Origin of the sequence: Hyphomonas sp., from assembly GCF_036964145.1 — a bacterium.
In the GTDB taxonomy this organism is placed as follows: domain Bacteria; phylum Pseudomonadota; class Alphaproteobacteria; order Caulobacterales; family Hyphomonadaceae; genus Hyphomonas.
This window is the reverse complement of the sequence record NZ_JBALUC010000002.1, coordinates 1-20771: the sequence shown is the minus strand read 5'-3', so window position 1 is coordinate 20771 and position 20771 is coordinate 1. Positions and strand designations below refer to the sequence as shown.

Annotated in this window: 19 protein-coding genes and 1 tRNA gene; 3 read left to right on the top strand and 17 right to left on the bottom strand. The window is 59.7% G+C overall.

Features of this window, described 5'->3' with window-relative positions; translation table 11 throughout:
• Positions 1-21 precede the first annotated feature (21 nt).
• From nuoI to V7660_RS05150, 10 genes are all read right to left on the bottom strand, one after another.
• The gene (gene nuoI, locus V7660_RS05195) at positions 22-507 is read right to left on the bottom strand and encodes an NADH-quinone oxidoreductase subunit NuoI (protein ID WP_335602064.1); all 486 of its coding nucleotides are present in this window, start codon (positions 505-507) and stop codon (positions 22-24) included.
• A complete protein-coding gene (gene nuoH, locus V7660_RS05190; protein WP_335602063.1) occupies positions 504-1595 on the bottom strand; it encodes an NADH-quinone oxidoreductase subunit NuoH in 1092 nt (363 codons plus the stop codon). The genes nuoI and nuoH overlap by 4 nt, the downstream gene beginning before the upstream one ends.
• A 10-nt stretch (positions 1596-1605) precedes the next feature.
• Entirely contained in the window at positions 1606-3708 is a 2103-nt protein-coding gene (gene nuoG / locus V7660_RS05185) for an NADH-quinone oxidoreductase subunit NuoG (protein WP_335602062.1), read from the bottom strand.
• Between the two features lie 5 nt (positions 3709-3713).
• Positions 3714-5018, bottom strand: coding sequence for an NADH-quinone oxidoreductase subunit NuoF (gene nuoF, locus V7660_RS05180; RefSeq protein WP_335602061.1), 1305 nt, complete (start codon positions 5016-5018; stop codon positions 3714-3716).
• A gap of 3 nt (positions 5019-5021) precedes the next feature.
• Entirely contained in the window at positions 5022-5849 is an 828-nt protein-coding gene (nuoE, locus tag V7660_RS05175; RefSeq protein ID WP_335602060.1) for an NADH-quinone oxidoreductase subunit NuoE, read from the bottom strand.
• A 79-nt stretch (positions 5850-5928) separates the two neighbouring features.
• Positions 5929-7134, bottom strand: coding sequence for an NADH-quinone oxidoreductase subunit D (locus V7660_RS05170; protein ID WP_335602059.1), 1206 nt, complete (start codon positions 7132-7134; stop codon positions 5929-5931).
• On the bottom strand, positions 7134-7760 hold the full coding sequence (locus V7660_RS05165) for an NADH-quinone oxidoreductase subunit C (RefSeq protein ID WP_335602058.1): 627 nt from the start codon (positions 7758-7760) through the stop codon (positions 7134-7136). The genes V7660_RS05170 and V7660_RS05165 overlap by 1 nt, the downstream gene beginning before the upstream one ends.
• An 8-nt stretch (positions 7761-7768) precedes the next feature.
• On the bottom strand, positions 7769-8338 hold the full coding sequence (locus V7660_RS05160) for a NuoB/complex I 20 kDa subunit family protein (RefSeq protein ID WP_335602057.1): 570 nt from the start codon (positions 8336-8338) through the stop codon (positions 7769-7771).
• Positions 8338-8712, bottom strand: a complete 375-nt coding sequence (locus V7660_RS05155; protein ID WP_335602056.1) for an NADH-quinone oxidoreductase subunit A — start codon at positions 8710-8712, stop codon at positions 8338-8340. Before V7660_RS05155 ends, V7660_RS05160 begins: the two co-directional genes overlap by 1 nt.
• A gap of 241 nt (positions 8713-8953) precedes the next feature.
• Positions 8954-9889, bottom strand: coding sequence for a peptidoglycan-binding domain-containing protein (locus tag V7660_RS05150; protein ID WP_335602055.1), 936 nt, complete (start codon positions 9887-9889; stop codon positions 8954-8956).
• A gap of 221 nt (positions 9890-10110) precedes the next feature.
• Between V7660_RS05150 and purB the strand changes: the two genes are divergently transcribed.
• Complete coding sequence (gene purB, locus V7660_RS05145; RefSeq protein ID WP_335602054.1) at positions 10111-11409, top strand: adenylosuccinate lyase; 1299 nt, start codon at positions 10111-10113, stop codon at positions 11407-11409.
• 19 nt (positions 11410-11428) lie between these two features.
• Here purB and eda read toward each other — a convergent pair whose 3' ends face one another.
• Genes eda through zwf form a run of 5 tightly spaced genes read right to left on the bottom strand, consistent with a single transcriptional unit; the run spans position 11429 to position 17042 of the window.
• A complete protein-coding gene (eda, locus tag V7660_RS05140) occupies positions 11429-12064 on the bottom strand; it encodes a bifunctional 4-hydroxy-2-oxoglutarate aldolase/2-dehydro-3-deoxy-phosphogluconate aldolase (protein ID WP_335602053.1) in 636 nt (211 codons plus the stop codon).
• On the bottom strand, positions 12064-13026 hold the full coding sequence (locus tag V7660_RS05135; RefSeq protein WP_335602052.1) for a glucokinase: 963 nt from the start codon (positions 13024-13026) through the stop codon (positions 12064-12066). The genes eda and V7660_RS05135 overlap by 1 nt, the downstream gene beginning before the upstream one ends.
• A 4-nt stretch (positions 13027-13030) precedes the next feature.
• Positions 13031-14863, bottom strand: coding sequence for a phosphogluconate dehydratase (gene edd / locus V7660_RS05130; protein WP_442910028.1), 1833 nt, complete (start codon positions 14861-14863; stop codon positions 13031-13033).
• Positions 14863-15576, bottom strand: coding sequence for a 6-phosphogluconolactonase (gene pgl, locus V7660_RS05125; RefSeq protein WP_335602050.1), 714 nt, complete (start codon positions 15574-15576; stop codon positions 14863-14865). The genes edd and pgl overlap by 1 nt, the downstream gene beginning before the upstream one ends.
• Entirely contained in the window at positions 15573-17042 is a 1470-nt protein-coding gene (zwf, locus tag V7660_RS05120; protein ID WP_335602049.1) for a glucose-6-phosphate dehydrogenase, read from the bottom strand. The genes pgl and zwf overlap by 4 nt, the downstream gene beginning before the upstream one ends.
• Positions 17043-17316: 274 nt before the next feature.
• Between zwf and V7660_RS05115 the strand changes: the two genes are divergently transcribed.
• On the top strand, positions 17317-18333 hold the full coding sequence (locus V7660_RS05115; protein ID WP_335602048.1) for a LacI family DNA-binding transcriptional regulator: 1017 nt from the start codon (positions 17317-17319) through the stop codon (positions 18331-18333).
• On the opposite strand, the gene V7660_RS05110 is transcribed toward V7660_RS05115, so the two are convergent.
• Positions 18330-19946, bottom strand: a complete 1617-nt coding sequence (locus V7660_RS05110; protein ID WP_335602047.1) for an alpha-amylase family glycosyl hydrolase — start codon at positions 19944-19946, stop codon at positions 18330-18332. The genes V7660_RS05115 and V7660_RS05110 overlap by 4 nt on opposite strands.
• Before the next feature lie 123 nt (positions 19947-20069).
• Positions 20070-20145: transfer RNA gene (locus V7660_RS05105), tRNA-Trp, on the bottom strand.
• Between the two features lie 73 nt (positions 20146-20218).
• Here V7660_RS05105 and V7660_RS05100 point away from each other — a divergent pair.
• On the top strand, positions 20219-20761 hold the full coding sequence (locus V7660_RS05100) for a carboxymuconolactone decarboxylase family protein (RefSeq protein WP_335602046.1): 543 nt from the start codon (positions 20219-20221) through the stop codon (positions 20759-20761).
• Positions 20762-20771: the final 10 nt, after the last annotated feature.

Sequence of the window (20771 nt, the reverse complement as noted above, 5' to 3'; positions counted from 1 at the left end):
CGAGTTGATGATCCCAGCGCCCTATCGGTAAGGCGCGTCGAGTTCCAGATTCTTGGCGATCAGTCGTTCCCAACGATCTCCGTTCGCGAGCAGGCGATCCTTGTCATAGAAAAGCTCCTCGCGCGTTTCAGTCGCGAATTCGAAGTTCGGGCCTTCCACGATGGCATCCACCGGGCAGGCTTCCTGACAGAAACCGCAATAGATGCATTTCACCATGTCGATGTCGTAGCGTGTGGTACGGCGCGCGCCGTCAGCGCGCGGTTCGGCCTCGATCGTAATGGCCTGCGCCGGGCAGATCGCTTCGCACAGCTTACACGCGATGCAGCGCTCTTCGCCGCTCGGATAGCGACGCAGTGCATGTTCCCCGCGAAAACGCGGAGACAGTGGATTCTTCTCAAAAGGATAGTTCACAGTCGCCTTGCGCGTGAACACTTGCTTCGTTGCAACAACCAGCGCACCGAGAAAATCGGTGAGGAGCGCGCCGCGGATGGTTTGAGCCAGACTCATGACTGAACTCCCAGATAGGCAACATAGCCGGACACGATCAGGACTGCGACAAGCGAGGTCGGCAGGAAAATCTTCCAGCCCAGACGCATCAGCTGGTCATAGCGGTAACGGGGAACGATGGCCTTCACCATGGCAAACATGATGAAGAGGAACAGGATCTTGAACATGAACCAGAACAGCCCAGCGAACGCATTCACGAAGGGATGGTCGCGAACGAATTCTTCGCCGAGCGCGAAGGGCCCATGCCAGCCACCCAGAAACAGGATCGTCATCAGCGCACACATCAGAACGATGTTGAGGTACTCGCCCAGCATGAACAGCAGGTAAGGCGTCGAGCCGTATTCGACCTGATATCCCGCCACGAGCTCGGATTCTGCTTCCGGCAGATCGAACGGCGGACGGTTGGTCTCGGCAAGCGCCGACACGAAGAAGATGATGAACATCGGAAACATGACGATGATCAGCGGGAAATGCTGGAGGCTGAAGGCATGCCAGGTCCAGATGCCGCCTTCCTGCGCGTTCACGATGTCGGTCAGGTTCATCGAGCCGACCAGCAGGATCACCGTGACGATCACGAAGCCAATGGAAACCTCATAGGAGACCATCTGGGCCGCCGAGCGCAACGCGCCGAGGAATGGGTATTTCGAGTTCGATGCCCAGCCGCCCATGATGATGCCATAGACACCGAGGGAGCTGATCGCGAAGAGATAAAGGACACCGACATTCAGGTTGGAGATCACCCAGCTGGTGCCGCTAGCGGTGCCGGGCGCCACCGGAATGGCCGCCCAGGCAGCAAAGGCCAGCGTACATGTCAGGATCGGAGCGATCAGAAAGACCGTCTTGTTGGCACCGGCCGGAATCACGATTTCCTTCAGCAGGAATTTTCCGAAATCGGCAAAAGACTGCATCAGACCGAAGGGACCTACCACGTTCGGCCCCTTGCGCATCATCACACCGGCCCAGACCTTGCGGTCCAGCAACAGCAGGAATGCGATCGACAGCAACAGGACAAGGGTGAACAGAGCGATCTGTCCGAGGACCAGCAATGGACCCCAAAGTTGCCCGAGAGACTCGACATAATTGCTCATGGCGCCCGCCCTACTCCGCTGCCACCGGAGTGTCCAGCGCTGAGGCCAGCGCAGAACATTCGGCCATCGTCTTGGACGCCCGTGCGATCGGGTTCGTCATGTAGAAATCGTCAAACACCGGACGGAATGTCGCGGTGGTGAGGTCTTTGGAGACCCCTGTCATGGGAGTCTTGAGAGCATCAACGCCCATCACGCCCGGCGCAAAACCAAGCCCGGAGAATACGGTGGCTTCGCCTTCCGGACCGCGCAGGTCGGCGCGCAGAGCATCTGCTGTGTCATAAGGCAGTTTCTTGCCCATCACATCCGACAGGGCCCGGAAGATAGCCCAGCCTTCGCGGGCCTCGCCCTTTGGCTGCACGGCTCGGCTCGTCATCTGGACGCGGCCTTCCGTGTTGACGTACGTGGCCGACATTTCGGTATAGGCAGCACTCGGCAAGATGATGTCCGCGCGCGATGCACCGGCGTCTCCGTGAGACCCGACATAGATGACTTTCGCGGCGCCAATGCCGGAGAGATCCACCTCGTCTGCGCCCAGCAGAACGACCGTTTCCATCTGGCCTGACAGGATGTCTGCCGTGGCAGCGCCCTGCTCGCCGGGCACGAAGCCCACGTCCAGTGCGCCGACGCGCCCTGCCGCACTGTGCAGGACGCCAAAGCCGGCCCAACCATCCGTGACGGCGCCGATCTCGCTCGCGAGGTCCAGCGCGTTTGCGAGCACGGCGGCGCCGTCTTCTCCGCAAAGAGCGCCTTCGCCGACAACGATCATCGGGCGCTTTGCATCGGACAGAATTTTACCGAAGTCGGACTTGCGGATATCGGCCAGCGCCGAAGCGCCTTCGCCTAGCCATGCATGATCACAGGTAAGGTCTGCAGCTTCACCGATACGGCCGACTTTGAGGTCAGCCCAGAGCCAGGCCTTCCGGATCCGGGCGTTCCAGACAGCCGCTTCCATGCGCGGATTGGTGCCAATCAGCAGAAGCGCATCAGCATCTTCCACACCAGCCAGCGTCCCATTCAGGATGTAGCGCTCACGCACACCATCGGTGCCATATTGCGCACCAGCCGGGCGACAATCAGTGTTCTGCACGCCGAGGCTGCGGAATAGATCAAGCGCGGCCTTGGCCTGCTCAACCTCGATCAGGTCTCCGGCCACAACACCGATCTTCTCAGCGGGTGCAGACAGGGCGTCCCTCACGGCCACAAAGGCTTCGCCCCAGGTCGCCGGGCGTAGTTTGCCATTTTCGCGAATGTAGGGCTTGTCGAGGCGCTGGCGGGCAAGACCATCCCAGATGAAACGGGATTTGTCCGACAACCACTCTTCATTGATGCCTTCGCTGACTTCCGGAAGGATGCGCATCACGCCATCCCCCTTGGCATCGACGCGGATGGCGGCGCCCATGGCGTCCATCACATCTATGGAGGATGTCTTGCGCAGCTCCCACGGGCGCGCATTGAAGGCGTAAGGCTTGGACGTCAGCGCCCCGACCGGGCACAGATCGATCACATTGCCGGAAAGCTCCGACGTCAGGCTCTTTTCGAGGTAAGTCGTGATCTCGGCGTTTTCCCCGCGGGAGATCATGCCAAGCTCTTCCACACCGGCGACTTCAGCCGCGAAGCGCACACAGCGGGTGCACTGGATGCAACGATTCATGATCGTCTTCACCAGCGGCCCCATATATTTGTCTTCGACCGCACGCTTGTTCTCGTCAAAGCGGCTGCCAGCGCGGCCATAGGCCATCGCCTGATCCTGCAGGTCGCACTCGCCGCCCTGATCGCAGATCGGGCAATCCAGCGGGTGGTTGATGAGCAGGAATTCCATCACGCCATTGCGGGCTTTCTCCACATACGCACCCCGTGTGCGGATGTTGGGAGCGGAGCCATCGCGGTTCGGACGCATGTCGCCGACTGTCTGTGCGCAAGACGCAATTGGCTTCGGCGCACCTTCCCATTCGACGAGGCACATGCGGCAATTACCGGCAACCGACAGGCGCTCATGATAGCAAAAGCGCGGAATCTCGGCGCCCGCTTCCTCACACGCCTGCATCAGCGTGTAATGGCGCGGCACTTCGATGTCCTGGCCATCGACGTTCAGTTTGAAAAGATCGTCGGACATACTCTCTACTCCGCTGCCACGACTGCGCCCTGCACCATGGCGCGTGGCAGCCTGTACTGGTTGATGCGATCTTCGATCTCATGACGGAAATGACGGATCAGGCCCTGGATCGGCCACGCAGCCGCATCGCCGAGCGCGCAGATCGTGTGGCCTTCGACCTGCTTGGTGACATCCAGCAGCGTCTCGATTTCATCGTGCTCGGCTTCGCCTGTGACCATGCGTTCCATGACGCGCCACATCCAGCCCGTGCCTTCACGGCATGGCGTACACTGCCCACAGCTTTCATGCTTGTAGAAGTAAGCGAGCCGGGCAATCGCCTTGATCAGGTCGGTATCCTTGTCCATCACAATGACGGCCGCCGTACCAAGCCCTGACTTGAGGTCCCGCAGCGTGTCGAAATCCATATAGGCGTCCATGATCTGCTCAGCCGGCACCATGGGCACAGAAGATCCGCCTGGAATAACTGCTTTCAGATTATCCCAACCACCGCGGATGCCACCGCAATGCGTATCGATCAGGTCACGGAAGGTGATCGACATCTCTTCTTCGACATTGCACGGCTTGTTCACATGACCGGAGATGCAGAACAGCTTCGTGCCTGCATTGTTCGGACGCCCAAAGCCGGCAAACCATTCGGCGCCGCGGCGCAGGATGGTCGGCGCGACTGCGATGGACTCGACATTGTTCACCGTCGTCGGGCAGCCATAGAGGCCCGCATTGGCCGGGAATGGGGGCTTCAGGCGCGGCTGGCCCTTCTTGCCTTCCAGGCTTTCCAACAGGGCCGTCTCTTCCCCGCAGATATAGGCGCCGGCGCCGTGATGGACGTAGAGATCGAAGTCCCAGCCATTCACATTGTCCTTGCCGATCAGCTTGGCCTCATAGGCTTCCTTGACGGCCTTCTCGAGCGCGTGGCGCTCATTGATGTATTCGCCGCGCAGATAGACATAGCATTTGTGAGCGCGCATCGCGCGGCTTGCCACCATGCAACCTTCAATCAGCAGGTGCGGATCATGGCGCATGATCTCGCGGTCCTTGCAGGTGCCGGGCTCGGATTCGTCAGCATTGACGACGAGATAGTGGGGACGATCCCGCACTTCCTTCGGCATGAAAGTCCATTTCAGACCCGTGGGGAAGCCAGCGCCACCCCGGCCGCGCAGGCCTGACGCCTTGATCTGATCACAGATCCAGTCCGGCCCCTGATCCAGCATCTCCTTGGTGAGATGCCACGCGCCGCGTTTCTTCGCCGCTTCGAGGTCGGGAGAATGCAAACCATAGAGGTTTGTGAAGATGCGATCCTTGTCCTGCAACATGGCCTAGTCCTCATCATCCGTGCTGGAGGCGCCCTGCCCCGAATCTTTCTCAGCCGACTCGGTCTTGGAAATCAGAGTCGTCTTGCCGGTATTTTCCTTTTGCGGAACTTCGCGCTGCGTATTGGTCGGCGCCGATTCGTCCGGCTTGCCCGCTGCGGTTGGTTCCGGCTCCGGCTCGGCTGATGGCAGGTTCGGCAAACTGCCAGACTTGTTGCGCGTGCCGTCGAACAGTTCAGGATCGGTCAGGATGGCCGTGCCACCCTCCGGCGCACTATTGATCCGGTCGACCTGCGGGCCAGGATGAGCCTCGACGCCATTCTTCAACTTATTCAGGATGGTGGAGAAGGAGTCCGGCGTCAGGTCTTCGAAATAATCGTCATTCACCTGCACCATCGGCGCATTTACGCACGCGCCGAGGCATTCGACCTCTTCCCAGGACAGGCGGCCATCATCCGTGACGAACATCTGCTTGCCGATCTCGGTCCGGCAGACATCCTTGAGCTTCTCGGCGCCGCGCAGCTGGCACGGCGTCGTGCCGCACAGCTGGATATGGTATTTCCCGACCGGCTGCAGGCGAAACATCGTATAGAATGTCGCAACTTCGTAGACACGGATGTACGGCATTTCCAGCCGGTCTGCAACTTCACGCATGGCAGGCTCGGACAGCCAACCCTGATTATCCTTCTGTGCCAGCCACAGCATCGGGATCACCGCAGACCGCTGCTTGTCCGCAGGGTACTTGCCGCGCCAGAACGCAATCTTCTCTTCGGTCTCGGGCTTGAACGCGAATGTGTCGCCTCCAGCCTCCATGTCAAAACGGCGTAGTGCCACTACTCGCCCCTTCTCGAAAAACAGCGACGGGCTTCATCCTTGCAAGGATGTTCGTCAAAAAAGCGTGTCTGCGCAGTGCTCATCGGTCGATTTCCCCGAACACGATATCGAGCGAGCCCAGGATGGCGGAAACGTCCGCCAGCATGTGACCCTTGCTGAGATGGTCCATCGCCTGCAGGTGCGGATAGCCCGGCGCGCGGATCTTGGCGCGATACGGACGGTTCGTCCCGTCGGAGACGAGATACACGCCGAACTCACCTTTCGGCGCCTCGATGGCGACATAGGTCTCGCCCTCAGGGACGTGAAAGCCTTCAGTGTACAGCTTGAAGTGATGGATCAGCGCTTCCATCGAATTCTTCATTTCAGCGCGGCGCGGCGGCGCCAGCTTCGACCCCGGCACGAGGACGGGCCCAGGCCCCTCTTTCGACATCAGGTCAATGCATTGCTGCATGATCTTCACGGACTCGCGCATCTCTTCCATGCGGCAGACATAGCGGTCGTAATTGTCGCCATTCCGGCCAACCGGAATCTTGAAGTCGAGTTCGGAATAGCACTCATAAGGCTGCGAGCGACGCAGGTCCCAGGCAAAGCCCGAGCCCCGCACCATAACGCCCGAGAAGCCCCACTCCATGATGGTCTTCTCGTCCACGAGCCCGATATCGACATTGCGCTGCTTGAAGATCCGGTTTTCGGTCACCAGGCTCTCGATCTGGTCGAGTTTGCCGGGGAACTGGTCACACCATTCCGCAATGTCATCGATCAGGTTCTGCGGCAGGTCCTGATGGACACCACCGGGCCGGAAATACGCCGCGTGCATGCGGCTGCCGGAGGCGCGCTCATAGAACACGCAAAGCTTCTCGCGCTCTTCAAAGCCCCAGGTGATCGGCGTCAACGCGCCAACATCGAGAATTTGCGTCGTCACGTTGAGCAGGTGCGACATGATCCGGCCAAGCTCTGAATAGAGCACGCGGATCAAACTTGCCCGCCGGGGCACGTCCACGCCGAGCAATTTCTCGATAGCGAGGCACCAGGCATGCTCCTGGTTCATCGGCGAACAATAATCCAGCCGGTCGAAATACGGCATGCCCTGCAGGAAGGTCTTGTACTCCAGAAGTTTCTCGGTGCCGCGATGGAGCAGGCCGATATGGCTGTCCACACGGGTCACAATCTCGCCGTCGAGATCAAGGATCATGCGAAGCACGCCGTGGGCGGCCGGATGTTGCGGGCCGAAGTTCAATGTGAACTTGCGGTCTTCCATTTCGGAGATGTGCGCGGTGTCAGCCATTATTCAGAAGGCTCCTCGGCTTTCTCGTCCCCGGGTATGTGGCTTGTCATGCCCTCCCACGGTGAGAGGAAATCGAAATTGCGATATTCTTGCGGTAGTTCGACCGGCTCGTAGACCACGCGCTTCTCCAGGTCGTCATAGCGCACTTCGTAATGCCCGGTCAGCGGGAAGTCCTTGCGCAGCGGATACCCTTCAAAGCCGTAATCGGTGAGGATACGCCGAAGATCAGGATGGTCAGAGAACTGGATGCCGTACATGTCGAAGGCTTCGCGCTCGAACCAGTTCGCCGCTGGCCACAGGCCAACCACGCTCGGCACTGGCGTGTCTTCATCGGTGCTGATGCGAACACGGACACGGTGGTTCATGCGCATCGACAGGAGGTGATAGACAACCTCGAACCGCTCGGTGCGCTCCGGATAGTCCACGCCGCAGACATCAATGAACGTCTCGAAATTGCACTGCTGGTCATCCCGCAGGAAGCGGAGCAGGCTCACGATATGATCGCGTTCGGCCAGCACGGTCAGCTCGCCGAGGATCACGTCCGCAGACTTGACCGCGTCCGGCTGGCGCGTGGCGATATGGGCGCCCAGTTCGCGGAGGGCTTCGATAGCTTCTGTGGTCATCATGTCAGCCCCTACCGTTCCAGCGAGCCTTCGCGGCGAATCTTCTTCTGCAGCTGCAGGAAGCCATACACCAGCGCCTCAGCGGTTGGAGGACATCCCGGAACATAGATATCCACAGGCACGATCCGGTCACACCCGCGCACAACGCTGTAGCTATAATGGTAATAGCCGCCGCCATTGGCGCAGCTGCCCATGGAGATCACGTAGCGCGGCTCCGGCATCTGGTCGTAGACCTTGCGAAGCGCGGGCGCCATCTTGTTGGTCAGCGTGCCTGCCACGATCATCACGTCGGACTGGCGGGGTGAGCCGCGCGGCGCCATGCCGAAACGCTCAAGGTCGTAACGTGGGTTACCAGCATGCATCATCTCGACCGCGCAGCACGCGAGACCGAACGTCATCCACATCAGCGAACCGGTTCGCGCCCAGGCAATCAGGTCATCTGCAGCGGCGGTGAAATAGCCCTTGTCGGCCAGCTGGTCGGACAGGCCGGTATAGAACGGATCATCATTGCCCGGCTGGAAGCCGCCTTCGACTCCGGTCCGCGCGCCGCCAAGAGCATATGTCTTGTAATCGTCAGCCATTATTCCCACTCCAGCGCGCCGCGGCGCCACTCATAAACAAACCCGATCGTCAGGACGCCCAAGAAGCCAACCATCGACCAGAAGCCCAGCAGACCTATCGTTCCGAGGCTCACTGCCCAAGGGAACAGGAAGGCCACTTCAAGGTCAAAAATGATGAACAGAATCGCGACGAGATAGAATCGAACATCAAACTTCATTCGCGCATCATCAAAGGCGGGGAAGCCACACTCATAGGCGGAGTTCTTTTCCGGATCCGGATTGCTGGGGGCCAGAAGCACTGAACCTGCAATGAAAAGGCCGGAAATCACCGCCCCGATGACCAGAAATATGATGACGGGCAAATAGTCGAGTGCCAAGCGTTCGATCTCTGACATGATAACTTGTCTCCTGCCGCAGGGGTGGCTTGATCTGGCGCCGGATTAGGACGGTTTCGCGTGTGGCGCAACAGACAGACGCAATATATCGCAGCAACCCAGTCTAGCCCGAAATATTGCTCAACTCACGAGCACTTCTCTGCGGCGCTGCGTCACGGCGGAAAGTGGCATCGGTTCAACAGGGGCCGGGCCACCCCAATGAAATCTCACAGCTTTTTGCGAGCCATTCGCATTTCAGCCATCAATCGATGATGACGCCGAGAGCCTGCAGCGTCTCAAATGTAAGCTGGCCAACGCCGAGCCCCTGTTCCCGCTGAAATCCCTCCAAGGCCGTTCGTGTGGCGGGTCCGAACACGCCATCCTCCTCAACGGCAAAACCGGCCTCGGTTAGCGAGCTCTGGAGATCTTTCATGGCCCTTGGGGTTAAAGCGGCGTCACAGAGCACATCTCGCCATTCAGCAGTACCCCCACCGGTGACGACGCGCTTCTCGACTGTGCGATAAGTTGCAGGAATTACAACAATCTCTTCCCGCGCGGGGGACACGAGGCGCTCCACTTGTATCGTCTCGTATTCGGCAGGTACTTCAATCGGCTCAATGCGCGCGGGCTCAACGAGTAGCTGCTTTACGAGTGTCCGGTATTCAGCGGCCACAATCCGCGTTTCCGACTGCTCGGGCGTGACCACCCGTGTACGCGTGACGGTCTTGTATTCTGCTGGCACGTCGACAGGTGTCAGCACCTCCCCGACTGATCCTTCCGCCAAACCATCTGCTGCGACAGAGCGACCGACGACCTCATCCTTCAGCTTCCAGGTCGTATAGGCCTGTCGCACCAATACCTGCTCTGTGTAGGTTTCGTACTCGGCGGGAATGATATGGGTTTCCGTCCGTTCCGGCCGGACCAGCACCTGCTCCGTCACCGATTCATACACGGCCGGCACGATCTGGTATTCAATTGCGGCCTCTCGGACCCGTACCTTCTCCTGCACGGTTTTATATTTCGCCGGAGAATAGCGGATTTCTGTTCTTTCTTCCTGGTCCAGCACCTGTTCGGTGACTGTCTCGAAAGTTTCAAGGATCAGGACGGGCGCGCGACAGCGCTGAGGCGCGTCCTCGGACCAGGCCGGCCCTAGTGTGAGGAGCGCTGCGGCAGTCATGATCATCAGCTTGATTTTCATGGACATGCTCCAACCAGCTCCGGAACATACGACCGTTCCAGCCTACCAAATACAACGCATTTCAACGATGCGCCCACATTCCGCAACCCTCGCGAATGCAGCCGGCTTTGTCGCCAACGCAGCTTTGCCGAATGGATTCATGTGCGCTCAAATCGCAGGGGCACTGGTTTTCTGTGCCCCAACCAGTATTAGAAGGCCGAATCCCAGCGCCGAGGTACTCCATGATCCCCAGATACACCCGCCCCGAAATGGCCGCCATTTGGTCCCCCGAATCCAAGTTCGGCATCTGGCTGGAGATCGAAACCCTCGCTGCCGAAGCGATGGAGCAAAAAGGCCTGATCCCGGAAGGCGTTTCTGCCGCAGTCCGTGAGCGCGCCGCATTCGACGTCGACCGGATTGATGAAATCGAACGCGAAGTGAAGCACGACGTCATCGCCTTCCTCACCAATGTGGCCGAGCATGTAGGTGACGAAGCCCGCTTCCTGCACAAGGGCATGACCTCCTCGGATGTGCTGGACACGTGCTTCAATGTCCAGCTGGTGCGCGCGACGGACTTGTTGCTGACCGGCGTTGATCGTGTGCTCGCTGCGCTGGAGAAGCGCGCCTTCGAACACAAGCTGACTCCGACCATCGGCCGGAGCCACGGCATCCACGCAGAACCGACAACATTCGGCGTGAAACTCGCCGGTTACCATGCAGAATTCCAGCGCGCACGGACCCGCCTTGAACTGGCTCGCGAAGAAGTGGCCACGTGCGCGATCTCCGGCGCGGTCGGCACCTTTGCAAATATCGACCCGTCCATTGAGACGCATGTCGCCGAAAAGCTCGGCCTCAGCGTTGAACCCGTCTCCACCCAGGTCATCCCGCGCGACCGTCATGCGATGTTCTTTGCTGTGCTCGGCGTAATCGCATCTTCCATTGAACGCCTTTCCACAGAAGTCCGCCATTTGCAGCGTACCGAAGTCCTTGAAGCCGAAGAATTTTTCTCGGCCGGACAAAAGGGCTCGTCGGCCATGCCGCACAAGCGCAACCCGATCCTGACGGAAAACCTTACCGGTCTTGCGCGACTGGTCCGGTCGGCCGTCACGCCTGCCATGGAGAACGTTGCGCTTTGGCACGAGCGCGACATCTCTCACTCCTCGGTCGAACGCGGCATTGGCCCGGACGCGACGGTGCATCTCGATTTTGCGCTGCATCGCCTGGGCGGCGTGATCGAGAATCTCCTGATCTATCCCGACAACATGATGGCCACGATCGACAGCATGGGCGGCCTGCACAATTCGCAGCGCATCCTGCTGGCGCTGGTCGAAAAAGGCGTCAGCCGCGAGGACAGCTACCGCCTCGTCCAACGCAATGCGATGCGGACATGGAAGAAGGAAGGCGACCTGCTTGACCTGCTCAAGCAGGATGAGGAAGTCTCGTCCCGCCTGACAGATGCGGAACTCGAGGCCCTGTTCGACCTCGGCTACCACTTCAAGCAAGTGGATACGATCTTCGAGCGCGTCTTCGGCCGCTCATGATTTGGGAGAATGGCGGCGCTTAGATTTTGCTGAGCGCCGTCCGTGCCTTTTCGGCAACTTCGGCCCACGCACCGGTGGACACGTCCTGTTCGGTTGCGATCCATGAACCACCCACAGCCACGACATTCGGCAGGGCGAGGTACTCGCCCGCATTGTCCGCACTGACGCCGCCCGTCGGCATGAACTGAAGATGCGGCAACGGACCTGCAAGGGCCTTCAGCGCGCCGACGCCACCCGCGATTGCGGCCGGGAACAGCTTCAGCATCTTGAACCCTTCCTCATAGCGCGTCATTGCCTCGCTCGCCGTCGCCACACCGGGGATCGTGATCTCCTTGTAGGCACCCAGAGCGTCCAGCAGACGTGGGGACATGCCCGGCGACACAAGAAAGTCGGAGCCAGCATTCATCGCATTGGCAACATCCTCCTGCATCAGGACGGTGCCCGCCCCGACGATCAGGTCCGGCTGGGCCTTTTTCATTGCCTCGATGACTTTCAAGCCGCTCGGCGTGCGCAGCGTCACTTCAGCAATGGTCAGCCCGCCATCGACCAGGGCTTTGGCCAGCGGCGCGGCGGCAGCCACATCCGGCACCACGAGGACCGGGACGATGGGCGCGCGTGCCGCAGCGGCTTTCAGGGCATCGAGAGAGGAATTCATCAAAGCGTCTCCTGGGCATAATAGGCAGCGGCACCGATCAGGGGCGCTTCGGGATCGTGCATAAGGCGCACGGGGCAATTCGCAAGGTAACCGGACATCGGCCCGCGCTCGCGGAACCGTGCAATCGCGTCAGGCCGGCGCAGGTAATCAACAATTCGTTCCGTGACGCCGCCAGCCAGGACCACGCCCCCGAGCGCGCCATTGGCAAGCGCGAGATCCCCCACGGCGCCCATCACAGCCTTGGCGCGCATTGCGATCAGCTGGTCGAACATCTCGTCGCCGGCATCCGCGCGCTGGCGCATCGCCTGGGGGGAAATATCCTCCATCTCCCGGCCGAACACTTCGCAGAAAGCACTATGCACGTATTCGAGCCCCATTCCCGACGCGACCAGCTCGTTGGAGACATATCCCTGCTCACGCATGAGGACACTGGCCACATCGAATTCGATGGTGTCCCTTGGAGCATAGGCGATATGACCGCCCTCCCCCGTCAGCACGCGCCATGCATCATCCCCCAGCGGGAACAGTGTCGCGACCCCAAAGCCGGTGCCAGGCCCGGCCACGATGACAGGCAAATCCGGAATCTCTTCTCCGGGCAGGATTTCCTCGAAATAATCCGAAGAATGCTCCGGCACAGAGCGCGCCATTGCGGTGAAATCATTGATGATCTGGATGTCGTCAAAATCGTACTGGCTGCACAGGCGCTTGGCCGATACATGCCAGTTCCGGTTCGTCAGCATCACTTCACCGTCGCGCACCGGCCCGGCCATGGCAAAACAGGCCCGCTTTGGATTCAGGCCCGTATCTTCAAGATACTGGCGCAACGCGTCATCAAACGTCTCGAAATTGTCTCCCGCCAATTTCGCAAACTCGTCAATCTCGATCTTTCCGCCACGCTTTTCAGCCAACGCGAACCTGACATTGGTTCCCCCAACATCCCCGACCAACACCCGGTCACTCATACGCTCAGTCCCCCCGGCTCCAGAAATTGAACTGGCTCGCGCCATTTGCAGCCGGGCCCGCCAGTTCCCGGAAACAGGTGAACATCTCCCGGCCAAGTCCCATACCATTTTCATTCGGTCGGTACTCATCCGGAATACGCGCCTCGAATTCCGCCGCATCAACCTTGATGTCGAGCACGCCGCGCTCGGCATCGAAAACAATCATGTCACCATCGCGGATCTTCGCAATCGGTCCGCCTCGAGAGCCTTCCGGGCTGACATGGATGGCAGACGGCACCTTGCCGCTCGCGCCTGACATACGACCGTCCGTCACCAGAGCGACCTTGAAACCACGGTCCTGCAGCACGGCGAGTGGCGGAGTCAGCGTGTGCAGTTCGGGCATCCCGTTTGCCGCCGGTCCCTGAAAGCGGACAATCGCCACGAAATCCCTGTCCAGCTGGCCCGCATCAAAGGCGGCCTTCAATGCCTCCTGAGAATCGAACACGATGGCGGGGGCCTCAAGAACACGATGTTCCGGTTTCACGGCAGACACTTTGCTGACGCCGAGGCCTATCGGACCGGCCATCATGCGCAGGCCGCCATCCTTGGAGAATGGGTCAGAGACAGGCCGCAGAATATCCGTATTCGCACTGGTATCCGGCGCCGGGCGCCAGGCAGCCCTGCCGTCTTCGAGGTAAGGCTCCACCGCATATTCCGATATTGGCCCGGCCACGCCCATGGCGCTGCCATCCATCAGTCCTGCGCCCAGCAATTCCCGCACGAGGAAGGCCATGCCGCCCGCCGCATGGAAATGGTTCACATCCGCCGGCCCATTCGGATAAACGCGCGCCAGCAGCGGCGTCACAGCGCTGATGTCGGCAAAGTCTTCCAGCGTCAGTATGATCCCTGCTGCGGCGGCCATGGCTGGCAGGTGCAGCGCGTGGTTTGTCGATCCGCCGGTCGCCATCAGGCCTACCACGCCATTCACAATCGACCGTTCGTCAATCATTTCTCCAGCGGGCATGTATTGGTCACCCTGCGCGTGAATTTCAGCCACCCTGTGCGTGGCCGCGCGGGTCAAAGCCTCTCGAATGGGTGTGCCCGGATTGGCAAAGGCGGCGCCCGGCAAATGGAAGCCCATGACTTCCATCAGCATCTGGTTCGAATTGGCCGTGCCATAGAAGGTGCACGTGCCCTGGGTATGATAGCTTTCGGACTCAGCCTTGAGAAGCGCATCCCGCCCCACCTTGCCTTCGGCAAACAGCTGGCGGACGCGTTGTTTTTCCGGATTGGGCAGGCCCGAGGGCATGGGCCCGGCTGGCACGAAGATGGACGGGATCCAGCCGAAGCGAAGCGCGGCGATCACAAGCCCCGGCACGATCTTGTCGCAAATGCCCAAATGCATCGCGCCATCGAACACGTCATGGCTCAGGCCAATGGCAGAGGCCATGGCAATCACGTCGCGGGAGAACAGCGACAGCTCCATTCCGGTGAAGCCCTGCGTTACGCCATCACACATGGCCGGCACACCGCCAGCCACCTGCGCAATCGCATTCACCTCGCGGGCCGCTTCGCGTATGAACTTCGGATAGTCCTGATACGGCGCATGGGCCGACAGCATGTCATTATAGGCCGTAATGATACCGATGTTGGGCCAGCCTGCGCCCAGCAATTGGGTCTTCTCAATAACGGCGCACCCGGCAGAGGCATGGGCCAGACTGCTTTCCGACATACGGCGCCGCGCGAAATCCTTCGGACGGCGGCTTCGGATCATCTCCAGATACGCCTGCCGGGAATCCCGGGAGCGATCCCGGATGCGTTCGGTTACTTCTGCGATTTTCGGGTTCATCTCTGTCATCATGCTGCCCATACGACCGTCAAACGCGGCCCCAGTTTGTCGATTGCAAATCTGACCGGCTTTTCATCCACCGGCGCGGCCACTGCCGCTTCGAATACCGCCTTCTTAGAGTCGCCGAAGATCAGAAGGATCGCGGCGGCAGCGCTCGTCACGGCCTTGCCCGTCAGCGTCATCCGCTGTGTATGATTACCCGCAACGGGGCATCCGGTTGCATCAATCGATGCGATTGTCGTCTCGCTTGCCAGCGCCTCGGAGAGACCAGCCGATCCGGGGAACCAGCTCGCTGTATGGCCATCTTCGCCCATGCCGAGCAGGACGACATCCGCAGGCGCGCAATGTGGCGCATAGGCCATGTCGCGGTCAGTCGCCGCCGCCTGCGGCGCGAAAGCCAAAGTTTTCATTGGTATGAACCCGGCTGAACCGGCACGCCCCTTCAGCAGGCGACTGCGGACAAGCCGTTCATTCGAGGCGTCATTTTCCGGATTGACCCAGCGCTCGTCCACAAGGCCGACCATTACACGCGCCCAGTCGATCTCAGTTGAGGTCAACGCATCAAACACGCCGCCCGGCGTTGAACCGCCGGATACCAGGAGAGATGCGGTTGCTTTCGACTCCAGAGCCTTTTCGAGACCGCCCACAATGAATTGTGTGGCAAAACGGGTTGCCTCTTCGCGGCTGTCAAATGCCATGAATTCATGGGCCAGTCCGCTCATGAGCCTTCCCACCAGGCACGGCCATCCCGGTCCATCATCATGGCGGCGGCCAGTGGGCCATCCGACCCGGCCGAATAGGCTTCCGGGGGTTCACCTGACTGTTCCCAAGCTTCGATGAGACCATCGACCCACGTCCATGCCGCTTCGACTTCATCCTTGCGCATGAAGAGGGACAGGTTTCCGCGCACCACATCCATCAGGAGGCGTTCATAGGCATCTGGATACCGCACCGTGAAGCTCTCGGCATAGGAAAGGTTCAGCGGCAAGGATTTGACACGCAGGCCGCCAGGCCCCGGTTCCTTGATCTGCACAAAAAGGCGGACGCCTTCATCCGGCTGCAGACGAATGACCAGCCTGTTCGCGCTTTCATACCCTTCCCCGAACAGGGAATGCGGCGTCGGCTTGAATTGGATAATGATATCCGAGTGCCGGTGCGACATGCGTTTGCCGGTCCGCAGATAGAATGGCACGCCTGCCCAGCGCCAATTGTCGATATTGGCCTTGATTGCCACAAAGGTCTCGGTGGAGCTGACCGTCTCCGAGCTGAGCTCTTCGAGGTATCCCTTGACCGGCTTGCCATCCTTGACGCCCGCCTTGTATTGCCCCCGGACGGTCTGCTTCTTCGCAGCCTCGCCCGTGATGGGCGTCAGCGCGTTCAGCACCTTGATCTTCTCGGTACGTACATCGTCATCTTCGAGCTGGTTCGGCGGCTCCATCGCCGTCAGACACAGCAACTGGAGCATGTGGTTCTGCACCATGTCCCGAAGGGCGCCGGACTTGTCATAGTAATCGGCCCTGCCCTCCAGGCCGAGATCCTCGGCGACGGTGATCTGGACATGGTCAACATAGTTGCGCGACCAGATCGGTTCGAACAGCATATTGGCGAAGCGCAGCACCATGAGGTTCTGGACTGTCTCCTTGCCGAGATAATGGTCGATCCGGAAAACCTGCCGCTCTGCATAGACTTCGGCGACGCCATCATTGATGGCCTTGGCGGATTCGAGATCCGTCCCAATGGGCTTCTCAAGCACGACCCGCGTATTGCCGTGCGACAGGCCAGCCTTTCCGAGTGCCTGACAAATCTGAACGTAAAGGCGTGGAGAGGTGGCGAGATAGAACACACATGGCCGGTCATCATCGAGTGTCAGGAAAGATTTCAGCGTGGCCCAGTCCGCATCTTCCTGAGTGGCATCGATGGAGACGTAATGGATCAGTTTCTCGAACTTGGTCCATTCCTTGGCATCCCAATTGTCGCCGGAGGCAGACTCGCAGGCCTCCTTGGCCATCTTGCGATATTCCTTGTTGTCCATCTCGCTCCGAGCCGTTCCGACAATGCAGCTGGATTCCGGGATCTGTCCGTCAAGCCACCGGTGAAACAGGGCCGGCAGGAGCTTTCGCCGGGAAAGGTCGCCGGTGCCGCCGAAGATAACGATGTCGAAGGGTTCGACGGGGATGAATTTTGCCATCAGGCAGTCTCCAGAACGTTCGGGGTGAACATTGTGTGGGATAAGGTCAAGAATGGACTGTTCCCAGGTGTTTTCCAGTGTTTCAGGCTATTAGCCTGACTCGGAAAGGCGGCATGCCGCAAATTTTGGTATCGCCATTCTGCATTTGGCATCGCCTCCCCGGCCTATTATGCTTCTCTGCAAAATTTGCAGAGTCTTTGTTCAAGGGTCTGGACGAATGGACCAGATATGTGACAACGTTGTTTTTGGGGTTCATAAGCGGAGGAAGCACAGGATGTCCAGCACAAGAACGCGGTTGGAAGATCTTGCTGCGATCGCAGGCGTCTCCATCGCCACCGTTTCGCGCGCCCTCAACAACAGTCCCGCCGTCAATGATGAGACCAAACGCCGGGTCTGGAAAATTGCCCGCGAGCACAATTACAATTTCCGTCCCTCCATGCCGGCGCTCCTGTCCGGCGCTGCCGCAACCATTGCAGTCGTGGTGCCCACGCTGGCCGGTCGTCAGACTGAGGTTTCGGATCCCTTTTTCCAGGAATTGATTGGCGGGCTCAGCGAAGCGGGACGCGCAGCCGGATGCGATGTGCTGATCTCTTATCTGGCCCCCAAGAACCAGGACGATCTCGCCTCCATCATGACGGCGAACCGCGCCGAGGGCGTGATCTTTCTGGGCCAGAGCTTCCTGCATGAGCGATTCAACCAGCTTGCCGAGACTGAAAGCCGTTTCATTGTCTGGGGCGCTGAAATTCCGGGACAGAAATATTGTTCGGTCGGATCGGATAATCTGCGTGGTGGCAAGCGGGTCACCTCACACCTCCTGAATTTGGGCCGCCGGCGGATTGCTTTTGTCGGTGACACTTCCAATCCGGAAATCCTGCAACGCTATGAAGGCTACATCGCGGCGCACCGCCGCGCGGATGTCCCGCTCGACGCGGACCTGACCCTGCAGTCCAGTTTCGATGTCGAATCGGCCGAAGCCGCCATTGCCAGCTTGCTGGAACGCGGCGTCAAATTCGATGCCGTGGTCGGGGCGAATGACTTGATTGCGTTGGCGGCCATTCGCAGCCTGCTCAAGGAAGGCGTAGGCGTACCGGACGATGTTTCAGTCGTCGGCTATGACGATCTCCAGCTGTCGGCCTATGGCTATCCCGCACTGACCACGATCTCGCAGGAGCCTGCCCGGGCCGGGCGAATACTCGTCGCAAAGCTGATCGCGTCAGCGGACACAGGCAGCATGCGGTCCGAACGCCTGCCGACTGAGCTTGTTGTCCGGGAATCGTGCGGTCTCGCCTAGAGCCGGGCAATCCGGCACGAAAAGGGGGGGACACTTTTATCGGCTGCGCCATCAAATCCTACGGATGCAAGAATTTGCTCAGGTGAAGCGCCCGCGATTGGCGCGGTCAACTCCGTGCCCCCGAAATTAAAGACGCACTCGACCGTTTCATTTTCGTAGCTTCGATGAAACAGGAGCAAGTCTCCTGACACCTCCTGAAACGCGATATCCCCATATCGCAACGCGTCTGAACCGGAGCGCACCGCAGACAAATGGCGTGTAAATGCCAGCGCCGAATTCGGCTCAGCCCCCTGAACGTCGACCGCCCGTGCGGCATGGCCTTGCCCAATGGGCAACCAGGGCCGCGCCTCACTGAAGCCGCAATAGGGTCCGGCCTCAAACCACGGCATCGGCGTTCGCGCGCCATCGCGGCCAAGGGTACGCGGCCAGTTTGCAATCGCTTCCGGGTCTTGCAGGTCTTCAAAAGGGATTTCCGCCTGTGGCAGGCCCAGCTCCTCGCCCTGATACAGGATCGGATTACCACGCAGGCAAAAAAGCAAAGCATTGGTCAGCTTCGCCCGAACACTCTCGCCCATGCCATCGAACCAGCGACTGACGCAGCGCGGTGCATCATGGTTCGAGAACGCCCAGGACGGCCAGCCCTCACCGGGCGCTCCCAGCCAGTTGCTTTGCGACGCAGCCACTGCCCCGGCGCTCAGGCGCTTCGCATAAAGGAAATCGAAGCTATAGGCGGAATTGAGATGCGTCTCTCCTTCTGTATAAGCGCGCATTTCCTTGAGCGGCTGCGGCCCTGGAACCTCAGCCACGGAGAAAATATCGCCATATTCATCCATCACCGCCCTCAAGCGCCGGAGGAATACGGGCAGGTCCGGATGGGACTGGTTATGGACATGTTCCTGCAAATCGAACGGTCGTGACACGTTTCTGGGAGCGGGTGATCTGGCCGGATTGTCCCGGAACTCCGGATCGAACAGGGAGAAATTCAATGCGTCCAGCCGGAACCCGTCGACACCGCGATCCAGCCAGAACCGCATGACGTCGATCAGGGCTTGCTGAACCTCCGGATTATGGAGATTGAGCTGCGGCTGGCTCGGCAAGAAATTATGCATGAAATATTGCTGTCGGCGCGCATCCCACGTCCAGGACGGTCCGCCGAAGACGGCTTGCCAATTATTCGGCGGCGTTCCATCCGGTTTCGGATCCTTCCAGACATACCAGTCCGCGCGCGCATTCGTGCGATCCTGACGGCTTTCCGCGAACCATGCATGCGCATCAGACGAGTGCGCATACACCTGATCGATAATCACTTTGAGACCGAGCGCGTGGGCACGCTCCAGCAACCGATCAAAATCGTCCAGCGTTCCGAACACGGTATCCACGTCACAGTAATCGGCCACATCATAGCCGAAATCCTTCATGGGCGAGGTGAAGAAGGGCGAGATCCAGATGCCATCCACCCCAAGAGACGCGATATGGTCGAGACGCTGTGTGATGCCGTTCAGATCTCCAACGCCGTCCCCATTCGTGTCCTGGTAAGAGCGCGGATAGATTTGGTAGATCACCGCCCCTTTCCACCAGGGATGAGGCGATTGGGGGTTGGGTGCGTTCGACATAGCCAACGTCATTTCCGTTGATTCCGGGCCAGCATCGCATCGCTCCGCGATTTTTCAATCGCATGAATGCGCGCCCGATACGGCTACGGCATCAGGCAAGTGGGAGGAAAATGGAAATACGCCTGGCAGGGGCAGCAGGACTCGAACCCGCGACCCTCGGTTTTGGAGACCGATGCTCTACCAACTGAGCTATACCCCTTCAGGCGAAACAGCGGTTTGCCTCAAATGCCGTCATGCCGCAAGACTAGAGCTTCAGCCCTTGGAGAAAAACTGTGTCCCGCATTCCCTATCCTGAAATTGATGCCCTTTCTGATGACAACAAGGCCTTTCTGGAGAAGCTCGCGCCGCTCAATCTCTTCCGAATGCTGTCGCATGCGCCGCACTTGCTCAAACCCTTTGTCGGCCTGGGTACGGCCTTCCTCCAGCAGGGAAAGCTGGACCCGGTCACCCGGGAATGCGTCATCCTGCGTGTCGGATACTTGTCCAATGCCAAGTATGAGACCACCCAGCACGAAGCAATCGGCTTGGCGGTCGGCATGGATGAAGAGCTGATAGCGGCGGTGAAAGCCGGGCCTCACGCTGACGGTTTGAGCCACGAGCAGAAGCTTGCCCTGACCTTCACCGACCATCTGGTGACGCACCCCCACCCCTCTGATGGGGCGCTCAAGCCGGTCCTCAAACATTTCGGCACCCCCCTGCTGGAAGAACTCGTCCTGCTGATCGGCTATTACATGATGGTCTGCCGGTTCCTTGAGACCTTCGGGGTGGAAGTCGAAGAGGGCGGCCCCAAGGGAGCTGAGATCACCCGGCCCTGACTGCCAGACT